The sequence below is a fragment of the Microbacterium sp. ARD31 genome (assembly GCF_031844425.1).
Genome location: NZ_JAUZVE010000064.1, coordinates 1 through 13,981, shown reverse-complemented (window position 1 = coordinate 13,981; position 13,981 = coordinate 1). Strand labels below are relative to the sequence as shown.

General features: G+C 66.6%; 15 protein-coding genes. 7 read left to right on the top strand and 8 right to left on the bottom strand.

Annotated elements, in window-relative coordinates; genetic code table 11:
- Nucleotides 1–33: 33 nt before the first annotated feature.
- Nucleotides 34–459 carry a hypothetical protein gene (locus Q9S36_RS46505; protein WP_005050749.1) on the top strand — a complete coding sequence of 142 codons (426 nt, stop codon included), beginning with the start codon at nt 34–36 and terminating at the stop codon, nt 457–459.
- A gap of 268 nt (nt 460–727) precedes the next feature.
- Here the strand turns inward: Q9S36_RS46505 and Q9S36_RS46500 are convergent, their stop codons facing one another.
- Nucleotides 728–1,912: an Eco57I restriction-modification methylase domain-containing protein gene (locus tag Q9S36_RS46500; RefSeq protein WP_244927293.1), complete on the bottom strand. Its 1,185-nt coding sequence runs from the start codon at nt 1,910–1,912 to the stop codon at nt 728–730.
- 271 nt (nt 1,913–2,183) lie between these two features.
- Between Q9S36_RS46500 and Q9S36_RS51740 the strand changes: the two genes are divergently transcribed.
- On the top strand, nt 2,184–2,591 hold the full coding sequence (locus Q9S36_RS51740) for an AMP-binding enzyme (RefSeq protein WP_005050745.1): 408 nt from the start codon (nt 2,184–2,186) through the stop codon (nt 2,589–2,591).
- Here the strand turns inward: Q9S36_RS51740 and Q9S36_RS46495 are convergent.
- Nucleotides 2,512–3,033, bottom strand: coding sequence for a hypothetical protein (locus Q9S36_RS46495; RefSeq protein WP_162303983.1), 522 nt, complete (start codon nt 3,031–3,033; stop codon nt 2,512–2,514). The genes Q9S36_RS51740 and Q9S36_RS46495 overlap by 80 nt on opposite strands.
- Before the next feature lie 384 nt (nt 3,034–3,417).
- Here Q9S36_RS46495 and Q9S36_RS46490 point away from each other — a divergent pair, with 384 nt between their 5' ends.
- Nucleotides 3,418–3,783 (top strand): hypothetical protein, encoded by a 366-nt coding sequence (locus Q9S36_RS46490; RefSeq protein ID WP_062633834.1) that lies wholly within the window; start codon nt 3,418–3,420, stop codon nt 3,781–3,783.
- Between the two features lie 180 nt (nt 3,784–3,963).
- Nucleotides 3,964–4,746 (top strand): IclR family transcriptional regulator, encoded by a 783-nt coding sequence (locus tag Q9S36_RS46485; protein ID WP_311291547.1) that lies wholly within the window; start codon nt 3,964–3,966, stop codon nt 4,744–4,746.
- 99 nt (nt 4,747–4,845) lie between these two features.
- Here the strand turns inward: Q9S36_RS46485 and Q9S36_RS46480 are convergent, their stop codons facing one another.
- From Q9S36_RS46480 to Q9S36_RS46455, 6 genes are read right to left on the bottom strand one after another with little or no spacing between them, the layout of a single operon-like run.
- Entirely contained in the window at nt 4,846–5,685 is an 840-nt protein-coding gene (locus Q9S36_RS46480; protein WP_005050739.1) for an aldo/keto reductase, read from the bottom strand.
- Nucleotides 5,682–6,920, bottom strand: coding sequence for an FAD-dependent oxidoreductase (locus Q9S36_RS46475; protein ID WP_311291546.1), 1,239 nt, complete (start codon nt 6,918–6,920; stop codon nt 5,682–5,684). The genes Q9S36_RS46480 and Q9S36_RS46475 overlap by 4 nt, the downstream gene beginning before the upstream one ends.
- A gap of 10 nt (nt 6,921–6,930) precedes the next feature.
- Complete coding sequence (locus Q9S36_RS46470; RefSeq protein WP_062633830.1) at nt 6,931–7,125, bottom strand: ferredoxin; 195 nt, start codon at nt 7,123–7,125, stop codon at nt 6,931–6,933.
- Complete coding sequence (locus Q9S36_RS46465) at nt 7,106–7,450, bottom strand: hypothetical protein (protein ID WP_085603657.1); 345 nt, start codon at nt 7,448–7,450, stop codon at nt 7,106–7,108. The genes Q9S36_RS46470 and Q9S36_RS46465 overlap by 20 nt, the downstream gene beginning before the upstream one ends.
- The gene (locus Q9S36_RS46460) at nt 7,447–8,037 is read right to left on the bottom strand and encodes a 3-phenylpropionate/cinnamic acid dioxygenase subunit beta (protein ID WP_062633826.1); all 591 of its coding nucleotides are present in this window, start codon (nt 8,035–8,037) and stop codon (nt 7,447–7,449) included. The genes Q9S36_RS46465 and Q9S36_RS46460 overlap by 4 nt, the downstream gene beginning before the upstream one ends.
- The gene (locus Q9S36_RS46455) at nt 8,034–9,476 is read right to left on the bottom strand and encodes a Rieske 2Fe-2S domain-containing protein (protein WP_228164524.1); all 1,443 of its coding nucleotides are present in this window, start codon (nt 9,474–9,476) and stop codon (nt 8,034–8,036) included. The genes Q9S36_RS46460 and Q9S36_RS46455 overlap by 4 nt, the downstream gene beginning before the upstream one ends.
- A gap of 265 nt (nt 9,477–9,741) precedes the next feature.
- Here Q9S36_RS46455 and Q9S36_RS46450 point away from each other — a divergent pair, with 265 nt between their 5' ends.
- From Q9S36_RS46450 to Q9S36_RS46440, 3 genes are all read left to right on the top strand, one after another.
- Nucleotides 9,742–11,196, top strand: coding sequence for an aldehyde dehydrogenase family protein (locus Q9S36_RS46450; RefSeq protein WP_062633835.1), 1,455 nt, complete (start codon nt 9,742–9,744; stop codon nt 11,194–11,196).
- Between the two features lie 273 nt (nt 11,197–11,469).
- The gene (locus Q9S36_RS46445; RefSeq protein ID WP_062633824.1) at nt 11,470–12,675 is read left to right on the top strand and encodes a thiamine pyrophosphate-dependent enzyme; all 1,206 of its coding nucleotides are present in this window, start codon (nt 11,470–11,472) and stop codon (nt 12,673–12,675) included.
- A 95-nt stretch (nt 12,676–12,770) separates the two neighbouring features.
- Entirely contained in the window at nt 12,771–13,487 is a 717-nt protein-coding gene (locus Q9S36_RS46440; protein WP_062633823.1) for a class II aldolase/adducin family protein, read from the top strand.
- The last annotated feature ends 494 nt before the right edge of the window (nt 13,488–13,981 follow it).

Sequence of the window (13,981 nt, the reverse complement as noted above, 5' to 3'; positions counted from 1 at the left end):
ACCGTCTCCTGAGCTGCTGGCAGGGAAGTCGAGATGAGTGAAACTAACGGGCCGGCCGAGTTGCCGGTCTACTCGATCGCCGAGGCATTCGTGAAGCGATCCGGAATGTATATCGGGCAGCCCGTCACGTTCGAGCGAGTGCACACGTTCCTGCTCGGTTTCGAAACGGCGATGTTGTACGTTCGCGACGAGCTCGCGCGCGATCGCAATGCGTTTCAGCCCGTGGGCGTGCTCGGTCAGTTCCGGGAGCAGCTGCGATCCGAGGGGCGGCTCAGGTGGGACTCCTGGTCCCTGACGATCGTGGCGGAAGCGATCGGCTGGACTGGCGACGAGCCTCCGGCGATCGACGATCTGACCGAAGAGCAGCACCTCGAGGCAGTCCGGGACCTTCTCCCGTTGCTCGAGAAGGTCTTTGCCCTCCCCGCGGAGCTTGTCACCTCGCTCCGTGACTCCGCCTGAGAAGGGTAGGCACCCCACCGCTGTCGGTGTGTCGTCCCGCCCATCGAGTTCGAGAACGCGTTCTATGCTGTGCGGCGATGATCAACCTGACCGCCACCGTCCCGCTTGGACCGCTGACAGAACTTGTCGGACGATCCCTCTCGGCGACTGGGAGATGGGTCAACTCATCCGGTAGCGCCTACCTGTCATATCCATCACTCAGAGGATCCTGACCCGGACGAACGATCGCAGTCGCTCGAGGGCAAAGGACCCGTGCGGATGTCGCGCGTCACACCTCGACCTCGAACGGCAACTTTCGCAGTGTCGTCGCGGAAATCCCGGTGCTCTTGTACATCCGGGCGTGGGCGTACTGGATCTCCGGCAGCAGATCGATGCGGCCGATCGCCTCCAGCATGATCTCGTCGGCCTGACCGGTGAGATGACGCAGTTCGGGGATCGCGTACCCGCCCACGTACTTCCCGGAGTTGAGATCCCAGGAGCGCACGGCCGGCAGCGCCTCCTCGATCCTCTCGCCGAGCTCCACCAGAGCATCGAACGTGTCCTGCCCGTAAGCGTGCGGGGAGAATGGGATCTGCGACATCGTGCCCTTGGTGACGTTGAAGCAGTCGCCCGTGAACGTCCACCACAGGAACGCCAGCCGCGACGCCGCGATCGCGCTGGCCGCGAGCTGGTCCTTCCGGTTCTGAACGAACAGCTTCCCCTCGTTGAGGGGCACCGTGGCGTGCGTGGTCTTGTCGTAGGTGACCGGCGGCACCGTGTACGTGCTCAGGAAGTACGTGGCGGTCTTCTTGAAACCGACGGAGTAGTCGCTCACACGGACAAGCGGCGTCGAGGAGATCGTGCCCTTCGCAAGCAGCGTGTCGATCAGCTCGAACATCGCGTCGCTGCTGGCGCGCATCCAGTTCGGGGTCCGCGAGCCGGCGGGCCGAAGCGAATACCGCAGTGTCGCCATCAGATGCGGACGGAACGCCTCGATCCAGCTGTGGGTGAGCGTCGTGTGCAGCTCGGAGACGCTGCCATACCCGGCGGCGGTGATGATCGTGCTGCGCACCTTCACCTGGAACAGGGCAGCCGGGCGTTCCTGGAAGGTGCTCACCCAGATCGCATCGAACCGCCGCTCGTAGAACTTCCGCAGTGACTCGTCGCGATCGGCGAACTGGCTGCGGATGGGAACGATCAGGCTGAGCCGGCCATCCGGGCGCGTGATCTGCGCCGAGCGCTCGCAGCAGGAGGCGTAGATGTCGTCGACGTTGTCTGTCTCGAAGCCGGTGATGCGGTAGCTGAGCTCGCGCCGGTTGACGTAGGGTGGGTTGCCGATGACGACGTCGAAGCCGCCCTGATTGGGGTGTGACACGTCGCCCCGCACCGGCAAGAAGCGCGGCCCGTACAATGTCCAGCGCATCGAAAAACACCCCGCGACCTTCCGACTACCTCCGGACGTCTTCGAGTACATCAACCAGGCACGCGACGAAGCCGCGGCCCGTGGTGATCGCCTCACCAAAGACGAAGCGATCACCATGGCAGTCCGCGCGTTCTGGGGCGGCAAGCGCCAGCGCCGCCGCTGATCACCACACCGACATAACCGACGAAAAGAACTCTGGAGGCATCTGATGAGCCGTCGATCTATGCTCGAGCAGGAAACCGATCCGCTACACCCCGCGCGGATGCTACCGCGCACCTGAGACGAACGCGCGGTCCTTCACCGAGGATGGCTACATCTCGACATGATCAACCGAGGCAGCGAGAAGATTTCGTGCGAAGAGGTGGAGGACCTCGTCTACCGCTATGACAGCTTCGATCTAGCGGCCGCCGTCGCGATGCTCGACCCCGTGTTCAGCGAGCGGGTATGCGTCTACGTGAGTCTCAAGGAGGGCGGCCCGCTCGGGCTCGAACGGATCCGCGCCGCCATGGAGTCCGCCGGGGTGGCTAAGCATAAGCACCCCGAGCGGCTGATCGCCGTCGACGACATGCCCCTCACCAAGGTAGGCAAGATTGACAAGAGGGAGCGGAGAGGGCTTTGCCCGCCGCGACAGCGCCTAATGGGGCAGACGCTCAGCGCCCGCGCCGCCACGCGAGCCAGTGGCGGATGCTCTCCTCGAGCGCGTGCAATAGAGGCAACATCACCCAGATGACGCACGCGACGGTCAGTGGCGTCGTACATAGGATCTGGAGGTACGGCGGCAGGCCGGTCAGGAGCGGAGCGATGAAGTAGGCGTTGAACATGGCAGGCGGTACCAGCGCGATCCACACTAAAATCGCCGTCCACCACCGCGGGCGCGCGGGACCGGCCGTCGGGATTGCACCGGTGAGGGCGTCCGGAGTCAGTGGACGGGCCTGCCCGATCGTGAGCGGCACGGCCTGTTGCAGGTGCGCCTGCCGCTCCTTACTGTCCTCCCACCGGATGAGGTCATGGGGGGAAGCGAACGTGATCTCGACGACAACCTGGCGCCGGTGCCGTTCCGAGACTCGGACCTTCGACTCCCGGTAGCCGGGGAACGACTGGGCCCGGCCGGTGAAACCATGCGCCCACTCGGTGAGATCGTCCAGCCGCCCGGGGACGGCTGTGCGCGCCACCCGAGCCGTGACCGTGAGGTTATCTGGTTGCATGGTGTCCTCCCGGGGCAGAGGAAGCCCCGTCTCCCAGCGTATTGCGCCGATGACGCGGCACTGAACAGCTTCCGACCATCGGGGTCCGGATCAATAGCGCGAAATAGTGCTCTTCCGAGCAGTGGAGTGTCACCGCCACTGCCGCCTCACGCAGGATGGAAAGTTGAAAGACCTGGATCGACGGGGAGGTCATTTGCACGAGGCGTTTCGCTTGCTGCGGGAAGAAAGGCTCAAACGAGGCCGATACCATCGCCGAGCGACGGTGTATCACCCGGACGTAGAAGAGGTCGACCAGCTCTACGGTGTCCGGCTTCAGCTGGAGTCCTTAGGCGCGCGCCGGACGGTGGACGGATGCTGCGCTCCGAGATCGGCGCTTCGCGCGAGTACGGGACGCTAATGGATGCGGCGCTGGCAGTCGGTGACATGGGCGCCTGGCTGGTGGCGCACCACGCGTTCCTCCGCTGCTGCGTCGCGCGTGCAGACATCCCGTTGGGGCGGGTAGTGGACTCCTACCCGGAACGCTGCTTACACATCTATCAGTTGTGGCACCCGCAGTCGTTCGCCATCGCTCATCGCGAGTACGAGGCCGTCCTCGAGTCGATCGTCAGGCGTCCGACGCCCAGGGGATCGATCTGTCGCCGCTGGCGACCCACGAGTTCGCCTTCGACGATGCCGCCGCCGCCTTCGAGCAGTCCCGCGACGCGTCCAGCAGCCTGAAGGTCCTGCTCCGACCGTAGAGCGCCTGGGCCGTCGGGGCCGTCACAGGGAGCCACGCGGGCGGCGTGGGGTGGCACGGGCTGCAGTGGCACCGCGGAGACGATCCTCCCGCCTGTCGGGTCGGCATCGGAGCGCGCGGTGCAGGAGGAGCGCGCCCACGTTGCAAGTAAGCTTTCTGCCGTGCAGAATCGACAGCTCGGGTCGCCGGGCGATCCACCCCAGTATCCGATCGAGTCGGTCGACAACGCGCTGAAGCTGATCCTGCTGCTGGGTGAGGAGCACGAGCTGCGGCTCACGGACGCCGGTGCCTTCCTCGGGGTGGCGACCTCGACCGCGCACCGACTTCTCGCGATGCTGGCATGGCGCGGCTTCGTGCGGCAGAACCCGGTGACCAAGGCTTACGGCCCTGGCCCGGCGCTGACGACGGTGGCCTTCTCGGTGCTGCGCAGGATGGATGTCCCGAGACTGGCGCAGCCGATCCTCGAGGACCTCAGCGCCGCCCTCGGTGAGACCTGCCACCTGGGCACGCTCGAGGGCAACCATGTCCGATTCCTCGCCGTTGCCGAGCCCGATGTGGCCGTGCGCGTGGTTTCGAGACTGGGCAAGACCCTGCCGGCGCATTGCACCTCGACCGGCAAGGCGCTGCTTGCCGAGCTGAGCGACGAGCAGCTCTTCCGGCTGTACCCGGACGAGCAGCTCGAGATCGTCACACCGAACTCCATACGTTCCCGAGACGAACTCGTCGCCGAACTGGTTCGGACACGACTGGACGGTTATGCCGTGAATCGGCAGGAAAGCGAGGACGGCGTGGCGAGCGTCGCGGTCCCGGTCCACGTCTCGTCGGGACTGCGACTGGCGATCAACGCCTCCGCGCCCGTGCAGCGGTTACCGCCGGGCAAGGTCAAGTCCCTAGCGCGGTCACTGCAGGACGCCGCGATCCGCCTCGCCGAACTGTTGGGGTGAACCGGCCCGGGTCGTCGTAGCGCCCATGGATGCGCTGCGCACGCGAACACGCCGCTGATGAGCGTGGCTGCGGGAGCGACCGACCCGCCGCCGTGGGCCTCAGTGCCCGTTGGCCGGATCGTCCGGGTCGCGGGCGGCTTCTTCGCCTTGATCCAGCCCACTCAGCGTCGCCATATCCTCCGAGCTGAGCGTGAAATCGAAGACGTCGATGTTCTGCGCGAGATGCTTCTCATCGCCGGCGCGCGGGACGGGAACGATCCCTTCCTCGATGTGCCAGCGCAGTAGGACCTGTGCGGGCGACTTGTCATACTTCGACGCGATCGCGGTCACCGCGGGATCGGACAGCAGGGCTCCTCCGCGTCCGAGCGGGCTCCACGCCTCGGTCAGGATGCCGTGAGCGCGCTGGAAGCTGCGCTGTTCGACACGGGCGATGTCGACGCTGAGCTGGATCTGATCGACGTCGGGGACGACACCGGTCGCGTCGACGACGCGCTGAAGGTGGTGAGACTTGAAGTTGGAGACGCCGATCGCCTTCACTCGTCCCTCTTCGAGCAGTCTCACCAGACCCTTCCACGCTTCGACGTATCGGTCGAGGGCCGGAACCGGCCAATGGATCAGGAACAGATCGAGGTAGTCGACGCGAAGGGTCTTCAGCGATCGGTCGTACGCGCGCTGCACTCCCTCGACGCTGTGGTCCTCCTTGTTGAACTTGCTCGTGATGAAGACCTCGTCACGAGGGATGCCCGATGCACGCAGACCGGCACCGACGGCCTCCTCATTCGCGTACTTGTACGCCGTATCGAACAGGCGGTAACCGTAGCCGACCGCCTTCTCGACCATCGTTGCGCACTCGTCTCCCGTGAGTGGCCACGTGCCCACCCCGATTCGCGGGATGCGGTGACCGTGCAGGAGGGGGAGGGTGGTGTCGTCAGCTCTCATCGGGCGGCCGCCTTCGCCGGAGCCGTGCTCGAGGGCTCGAGGAGGGCGCGCAGCCGATGTATCAGCTCGTCCGCCTTCGCTCGCGAGGCGACCGAGCGGCGGGCGTCGACGAGGGCACGCGGCCAGTTCACGATGACGGCACCTTCGGCCTGCCCTTGGCTCTCGCCGTACACGACGGCGAAGCGGTCCTGCGCAGGGTCGCCCACCATCGTCCAGTGATCAGATCCGGTATGCCCGACGATCTGGATCTTCCAGTCGTACTGGTCGCTCCACACATACTCCGTCGGGTCGTAGCTGCGCAGGTCATCCGGGTGAGCGATGTTATGCGCGACAATCAGCGCCTGATCCGTCGCGCTCGTCCAGTGCTCCAACCGGATCGGGTCGGGATGCCGTCGGTTCATGAATCGTGCCACGTCGCCGATCGCATACACGTGGGAGACGCCGACGGCGGCAAGCGTGCCTTCGCAGACGACACCGTTATCCAGCGCGAGGCCCGACGACTCGAGCCACTCCGTGTTGACGACCGCTCCGATACCGAGCAGGGCAGCGTCGACATCCAGCGTCGCGCCATCGGTGAGCGTGACCTGGACGCGGTCACCCGTGCGCTCGACGTTCTCGACGGAGACGCCGAAGCGTAGCTCAGCACCCTCCCTGCGGTACTTCTCCGCGAAGATACCGCCCACTTCCATATTCATCGCCCGGCCCATCGGAGCACCGATCGGTTCGATGATGGTGACCTTGACACCGGCCGCAAGCGCTGTGGCGGCCGCCTCGGCGCCGATGAATCCGGCGCCGACCACCGCGAGGTGGCGGCCCGGAACGAGCTCCTTGCGCAGCTCGTCGGCATCGGCGCGGGTACGCAGCACGTGGACGCCGGGAGTGGAAGCCCACGGGGTTCGGCGAGCTCGGGCACCCGTCGCGATGACGAGGATGTCGTAGGTCAGCTCGCTGCCGTCGGCGAGCGTCAGCGTCTTGCCGGCAGGATCCAGCTCGGTCGCGGCGACGCCGAAACGGGTCTCGACCCGCAGGCCTTCGAGCGCTTCCGCCGTCGTCAGCGCGATCTCCGGGTCGGATGCGGCGCCGCTGAGGTACTTCTTCGACAGCGGGGGACGGTCGTAGAGGGGATGGCTCTCCTGGTCCACCAGCGTGATCGCGCCGGTGAACCCCTCCGAACGAAGATTCTGTACGAGCTTGACTCCGGCGACGGAAGCACCGACGACGACGACGTGAGACATGCGAATCGGCTCAACCCTCGACAGACAGCGCCGAGACCGGGCAGCTTCGGGCGGCTTCCTCGACGCGAGTGCGCTCCGCGTCCGGCACCTCGAGCTGCAAGAGCACGACCTTGCCGTCGTCGTCGATGTCGAAGTAGTCTCCCGCGGCCACGACGCAGTTCGCGTAGCCCTGGCAGAGGGAGAGGTCAGCCTTCACCGTGGCCATGGTCATTCCTCGTTGATGATGGGTCGGGGTCGGGGAACACGGGCGCGTACGGCGACCCGATCATCGCTGAGAACGTCTGGACGGTCTGCCAGGTGAGCGCCTCCAGCTCGAGCGGGTCGAGTGCGATCCATTGTCCGGATTTCGGAGAGTCGATGAGCAGACGCGTCCCGTTGCGGGTCTCGACCCGGCTCACCGTGATCTCAGAGAACTCGTTGGCGATCGTGAGCGGCTCGCCGACGGTGCGCGCGACCAAACGTGCGCGCTCCTCGGCGGCGGCGATCGCGGCGGCCCGATCGACGTCGGCGCCTTCCCACTCCAGGGTCACAGGAAGATCGCCAGGTTCTGGGTGCGCAGCACCGACTCGTCGACGAGGATGACGCGGCGCGCGAGCTTGTACTCGCCTCCGACGTCACGGAACACATCCTCCCGGTGGGCGGAGATGATCGACGGCTCGTTCACGTCTCCTCGGCTGCGGAACAGCAGCATCGCGGAGTCGGCGAGCACCTCGCCGGGCACGTCGGTCTCGAACACCCGCACGTTGGTCACGAAGTGACGCAGCCGGGACGGAGGGTCCTCGGTCCAGGCATGCTCGGTAAGGAACCGTGCGACGCGCCGGCTGAGCGAGTACTTGTTCTCGTCCCAGTGCGCCATCCCGGGGGACGTGCTGAAGGGCGTGCCGAGTGCGGTGGTCACGCGGACGGGCATGACGTAGTGGATGTCTTCCGTCAGCATGTCCAGCCAGCTCTCATACCGCTGCTGGTCGAGAGTGTAGGCCTCTTCGACGAGCCAGCGATGGATCGTGGCGTGCAGCTCGCTCGTGAAGGGCAGGGACGAGCCCACCCGGTCGGCGAGGGTTGACGACTTGCGAAGCCGGGAGACTTCGGAAACTGCCTTGCCGGTCTCCTCGATCATCGGACCACCTTCTGACCATTGTTCGTGATGCCCGCAGGTCGGGGCTCGACATCCAGTGGCGGCTCGCCGCCGATCGACAGGGCACGGAAGTCGACGCCCTCGTACTCCGACTCCAGGTAGTCCGCCCAGCGGTGGAGCAGATGGCGCTGGTTGTACTCGCCGTAGCCCACGTGCGCGACGCCGGGGCCGGCGAACTGGTCGGGGCCGAGCGGCTCGACGACCGGCGATCCATCCTTGAGGATGCCCATGCGGCTGTTCAGGAGCAGGCGCCGCGCCATTGATCCCTTCGCCGTGTTCGTGAGCGAGACCCAGTTCTCCACGTCGTCCTGCTCGAACATGCCCGTCGACCCGAAGCACATCAGGTAGGCCTTGTACGACAGTGCCTTGAACTCCTCCGGAGCCTCAGCGTCGACCGCGAACCAGGAGTACACCTCGGTCTCGTCCTCGCTGATCGGAAGCCACGTCCGGATGGAGATGAACGGGAGCACGTCCTCGTCCGAACCCTCCTCGACCTTGGGCCAGTTGTGGACGAAGGACATGTTCGGGAAGAGCGAGGCCGCGGAGATCATGAACCCGTCGCGGCCGATGACATCGAGCTGCTCCTGAGACCAGGTCGCCTTCATCCGCTCGACCATCTCGTCCGGGTAGCCGACGTACCGCAGCCGCTCCTCGAGCGTGCCCGGCGGGAGCTTGTAGGTCGTGCCGCCTCCGTTGCCGGCCCAGTATGTGTTGCCGTCCTTGCGCTTCTCGGCCTTCGGCTCGCGGAACAGCCCGATCTCGACGACCGAGGTGTGCGTCTGGGGCGTGTGGTACATGTCGCCGGCGAAGTTCTCGGCGCCGATCTTCCAGTTCGCCTTGACGCGCCACCGCTGCGGGCCCCGGAGCTCGATGCCGCTGGGGCTCTGCCGGGTGTAGTAGTCGAGATAGAACTTGAAGTCGCCGATGTAGTCCTCGAGGCTCGGCGCATCCGGGTCCATGCTGATGAAGATCAGGCCGTTGTACATACCGAGGTTCGGCGCCGGCAGGAGCCGTGCGCCCTTTCGGCTGAACCCGGCCTCGCCGCCGTAGGCCTCCTCGTGGAAGGGGAGTCCGACGATGCGTCCGTCGTTGCGGTAGGACCACCCGTGGTACGGGCAGCGGAAGTGCGAGGCGTTCCCCATCTCGGCCCGGCAGACCTGCATGCCGCGATGCAGGCACATGTTGAAGTGGGCGCGGATCTCACCCTTCTCGTCGCGGACGATGATGAACGAGTCGTCGAGTATTCGCCGGACGACGTAGTCGCCGGCCTGAGGAATCTCGGACTCGTGGCCCACGAACAGCCAGGCGCGGCTGAAAAGGTTCTTTCGTTCGCGCGCGAAGATCTCCGCGTCGTTGTAGATGTACGCCGGTATCATTCCGCGACGGATCTCGTCGTAGATCGTCATGCTGGAAGTGCTCATCGTCGCGCCTATCCGTAGTGTAATGCTTCGACACCGCTCCGACGTCGCACGTCGAAGCGGGCCGAGGCATAGTTTCTGATGTGCAGAAATTGATTCTGCCACACACGCGCGCCTTACGTCAAGTGGGCCCGAGGAAGGCCTTCGCGGCCGCGCTCGGAGGAGGAGGCGATGCGTCGCGGCTGCGAGGACCATCCTCCCGTCCCAGAGGGTGGGCATGCTCCTCTGGAACACAGAAACCGCTTCTGCTGGAAACGAGGAGTCAATGATGAGCCCGTCGACCGATGTCGCAGACCGGGAATGGACCGTCACTCTCGATGGCAAGCCGTGGGCCAGTGCCGCGCGCTACGAGGTCGAGAACCCCACGACCGGGCGTCCCCTGACCTCCGCCCCCGACCTCTCCGAGGAGGAGGTCGGGCGCGCGGTGGCGGCGGCGCAGGCTGCGCAGCCGGCCTGGGGCGCGATGCCGCCCCGAGCCCGGGCCGCCGTGATCCGGCAACTCGCTGCGACGATCCGAGAGCACCGTGAGGAGCTCGCCACTCTCGACGCACTGGACGGCGGGTTCACCCTCTCGATGATGAGGGGCGATGTGGACGCGGCGGCGGAACTCATGGAGATCTTCGCCGACATGGCGCTCGACCTCGGTGGCCGGACGATTCCGGTGAGCACGAACCTCCACTACACCATGCAGGTGCCCTACGGAGTGGTCGCGCGTATCGGTGCGTTCAACCATCCCTTCTTCTTCGCGGCGGCGAAGGTCGCCGCGCCCCTCGTCGCCGGCAACGCCGTGGTCCTCAAGGCCCCGGACCAGACGCCGCTGTCTTCGTTGCGCCTGGCCGAGCTCGCGGTCGGGATCCTCCCGGACAATCTGTTGATCACCGTCAGCGGTCGCGGCGCGGTGACCGGACGCGCGCTGGTGCGTCATCCCGAGGTCCGCCGGATCGGTTTCATCGGGTCCACCGCGACGGGGCAATCGATCCAGCGGGATGCAGCCGAGACCGGAGTCAAGCACGTGTCGCTCGAACTGGGCGGAAAGAACGCTCAGATCGTCTTCGCCGACGCCGATTTGGAGGCGGCTGCGGCCGGTGCCGTCGCGGGTATGAACTTCACGTGGGTCGCCGGACAGAGCTGCGGCTCGACGAGCCGCCTGCTCGTGCACTCCTCGGTGGCCGACGAAGTGATCGGCCGGGTCGCCGAGCGCATGGCCGCGATCCGGGTGGGAGACCCGCTGGACCCGTCCGTGGACATGGGCCCGCTCGTGTCGGAGGCACAGTTCCAGAAGTCCATCAGCGCCATCGCCGAAGGCAGGAAGGCGGGTGCCACCGTGGCGACGGGCGGCGGCCGTCCCGCCGGCCTCGATGAGGGGTGGTTCGTCGAGCCGACGCTGCTCACCGGTGTCAGCCCCGGGTCGTTCGTCGAGCAGAACGAGATCTTCGGCCCCGTCCTCTCCGTCACCACCTTCGACGCCGACGAGGAGGCCGTACGGATCGCCAACGGCGTCCAGTACGGGCTCACCTCGAGCATCTGGACGCGCGACGTCACGCGCGCCCACGTCGTCGCCCGGCAGATCGAGGCCGGCTACATCCTCGTCAACAGTGGCAGCCGGCACTTCTGGGGACTGCCGTTCGGAGGGGTGAAGGCTTCGGGGATCGGCCGCGAGGAGTCCCTCGACGAACTGATCTCGTACACCGAGACGAAGACCGTGACCGTTCTGCTCTCGTAGGGGGGCAGCGCTGCGCGCTGTACGTCGTCGCAGCAAGCGCGGCGCGATCCATGCCGGCGGTGCTGGGAGGCGCTGTTCCCGTCAGCCTCGGGCAAACCCCGTCGAGGCGAAGGCCGCCTGCAGGGATGCCTGGGCGCCGAAAACGTTCCCCGGGCCATCACAGAGGCGACACAGCAGTACACGAAGTGGTCGGCTGAGATCCCCCGGGCGGAGCGGCTTCCGGAGTTCCTCGAGCGAGCGTTCCAGATCGCTTCCACCCCTCCCTACGGTCCGGTGCACCTCGGCATTCCGATGGACTTTCTGGAAGAGGAGATCGAGTTCACCCCGGGACCGGTGACCGAGTATCTGCATGAGGCGCTCGATCCGGATGCGGTAGAGCGTCTCGCCCAGATTCTCAGGACGGCGGCCAGTCCGGTCATCGTGGTGGGGACAGAGGTCGCGCGGTACGGTGCGATTGCCGCGCTGGAAAGGCTCTCCGACCTGGTGGACGCGTCCGTGCTCGGGGAGATCAAGGGCGCCGACCTCGCCTTCCCGAACACCAATCCGAGGTACGTCGGCAAGCTGACCGCATCGAGCCCTGCACTGGAGGGCGCAGACGTCGTCGTCCTCCTCGGCGCCGAGCTCACCGAGGGGCTGGCGATGCCCCTGCCGGATTTCGGTGACAGCCTCGTGGTGCAGGTCACCGTGGACCCGCTCGCTCTGCGCCGGCAGTACGCAGGTCAGGTCGGCATCCTCAGCCACCCCGGGCGCCTGCTCGATGCGGTCGCCGATCGCCTCGCTGAAGGCGGAGCGGTACCCGTGAGCTCGGGCGGGCGGGTGCGAGGGCTCAGAGAGCGCTGGGAAGCGGGCCGCGAAGCCTTGCGGTCGCGCCTGCTCGGCGAGGCTGATGGCGCGGTATCGGCGGCCCACATCGCGGACCTCATCCATCGCCTCGGCGGCTCCGAGACGATCGTCGTCAACCAGTGCGGATCCGCGGAGGGCTTCATCGACACACTCGTCGACTATGGCGCACCGTGGACGTATTTCGGCCTCTCGGGGAAGGCGAGTGCTCAGGGTTGGGGCGCGCCGGCGGCGGTCGGCATCCAGATGGCTCGTCCCGATCGTCGAGTGATCGCCGTCCTCGGCGATGGCGGGTTCATGTTCAACTCCACAGCGATCCACACCGCTGCCGCGTACGACGTTCCGGTCGTCTACCTCGTCCTCGACAACGGGGGCTGGCGGGACGTCGCGACCGTGACGGGAGCGATGGGCAGCTCGCTCGGAGAGCCCGGCGCAGAGGATGCGATGCGCTGGACCTTCCGGCCCCCGATCGACCACGCATCGTACGCCCGAAGCCTGGGACTGAAGTCTTGGCGGGCGTCCAACCCGGAGGAGCTCGAGAGCGCGTTCGCCGCCGCGTTCGCCGAGGATGGGCCGACGCTGATCCAGGTCGCGTCTGCGATGGGCGATGTCCGGGTCTTCGGGCAGGCGTTCGCGTGAGATGTCGAGCAGGAGTGACAGCGCCGTATACGGTGAGTGAGCCGCGTGTTCGGGCTGACAGCGACACGTACGTCTGCAGTAGGGAGCGATGAAGGATGTCAACTGGTGATCGACTAGGGGTTCGAGAGGATCTCGTCGATGCGAATCGCATTCTCGTCCGCCACGGCATCCTCGATGCTTTCGGCCACGTGAGCGTCCGTGACCCCGACGACCCGAGCAGGTTCCTCATCTCCAGAAACCTGGCCCCCGGCCTCGTCACGCCCGACGACATTCAGGTGATCGGATTGGACGGGACGACCGCGGACGACAGACCGAGCTATCTCGAACGATTCATCCACGGCGAGATCTACCGGGCACGCGCCGATGTCCAGGCCGTTGTCCACAGCCACTCCGCGTCGATGGTGCCCTTCAGCATCTCCAGGACGCCTCTGCAGGCGGTGTGGCACATGGCGGGCTTCCTCGGCGAAGCGGTCCCGGTCTTCGAGATCCGTGACAGCGTCGGGTCCTCCAGCGACCTGCTGATCCGCAGCGGTTCGCTCGGCGCGGACCTTGCTGCGACCCTCGGGGGCGCGGCGGTCGCACTCATGCGAGGACACGGATTCGTCGCCGTGGGCGACTCGATCCCGCAGGCGGTCGCCCGCGCGGTCTACGCGGACCTCAACGCCCGAGCACAGGTGACGGCCGGTCAGCTCGGCGGCTACACCGCCCTCACCGCAGAAGAGGGCGCCGCGGCCGCGGAATCCAACAACGGGCAGCTCACGAGGGCCTGGGAGATCTGGAGAGCCAACGCCAGGCGCGGGGAGAGCGTCTGAAAGCGCGCCTCCTCCAGGCGCGCTGAGCAAATCCGCCCGCTCGCGGCCGGCGCGTCATCGCGTCGGCGAAGCCGGCCGTTCGCCCCTGGTGGGGCGGTCCGGCATGCCGGCACACGCCGCCCGCGCCTAACGGCTCGCGCCATGTTGTGTATCTGACACACACAACAGTAGTAGGGGGGGTCGGACATTTGACGGGCCGGGGGGTGGACACGGGAGCGCCCCGCCGGATCGTCTCGGCGGGGCGCTCGGGTGCAGCGTTATCGCGCCGTCCACCACCGCGGGCGCGCGGGACCGGCCGTCGGGATTGCACCGGTGAGGGCGTCCGGAGTCAGTGGACGGGCCTGCCCGATCGTGAGCGGCACGGCCTGTTGCAGGTGCGCCTGCCGCTCCTTACTGTCCTCCCACCGGATGAGGTCATGGGGGGAAGCGAACGTGATCTCGACGACAACCTGGCGCCGGTGCCGTTCCGAGACTCGGACCTTCGACTCCCGGTA

What these genes read in the sequence shown, in the direction of transcription:
- Q9S36_RS46490 (WP_062633834.1), top strand. Translation starts at nt 3,418, where the DNA reads ATGCTGCGCTCCGAGATCGGCGCTTCGCGCGAGTACGGGACGCTAATG.
- Q9S36_RS51740 (WP_005050745.1), top strand. Translation starts at nt 2,184, where the DNA reads ATGATCAACCGAGGCAGCGAGAAGATTTCGTGCGAAGAGGTGGAGGAC.
- Q9S36_RS46455 (WP_228164524.1), bottom strand. Translation starts at nt 9,476, where the DNA reads ATGAGCACTTCCAGCATGACGATCTACGACGAGATCCGTCGCGGAATG.
- Q9S36_RS46505 (WP_005050749.1), top strand. Translation starts at nt 34, where the DNA reads ATGAGTGAAACTAACGGGCCGGCCGAGTTGCCGGTCTACTCGATCGCC.
- Q9S36_RS46480 (WP_005050739.1), bottom strand. Translation starts at nt 5,685, where the DNA reads ATGAGAGCTGACGACACCACCCTCCCCCTCCTGCACGGTCACCGCATC.
- Q9S36_RS46460 (WP_062633826.1), bottom strand. Translation starts at nt 8,037, where the DNA reads ATGATCGAGGAGACCGGCAAGGCAGTTTCCGAAGTCTCCCGGCTTCGC.
- Q9S36_RS46475 (WP_311291546.1), bottom strand. Translation starts at nt 6,920, where the DNA reads ATGTCTCACGTCGTCGTCGTCGGTGCTTCCGTCGCCGGAGTCAAGCTC.
- Q9S36_RS46450 (WP_062633835.1), top strand. Translation starts at nt 9,742, where the DNA reads ATGAGCCCGTCGACCGATGTCGCAGACCGGGAATGGACCGTCACTCTC.
- Q9S36_RS46500 (WP_244927293.1), bottom strand. Translation starts at nt 1,912, where the DNA reads ATGTACTCGAAGACGTCCGGAGGTAGTCGGAAGGTCGCGGGGTGTTTT.
- Q9S36_RS46440 (WP_062633823.1), top strand. Translation starts at nt 12,771, where the DNA reads ATGTCAACTGGTGATCGACTAGGGGTTCGAGAGGATCTCGTCGATGCG.
- Q9S36_RS46470 (WP_062633830.1), bottom strand. Translation starts at nt 7,125, where the DNA reads ATGGCCACGGTGAAGGCTGACCTCTCCCTCTGCCAGGGCTACGCGAAC.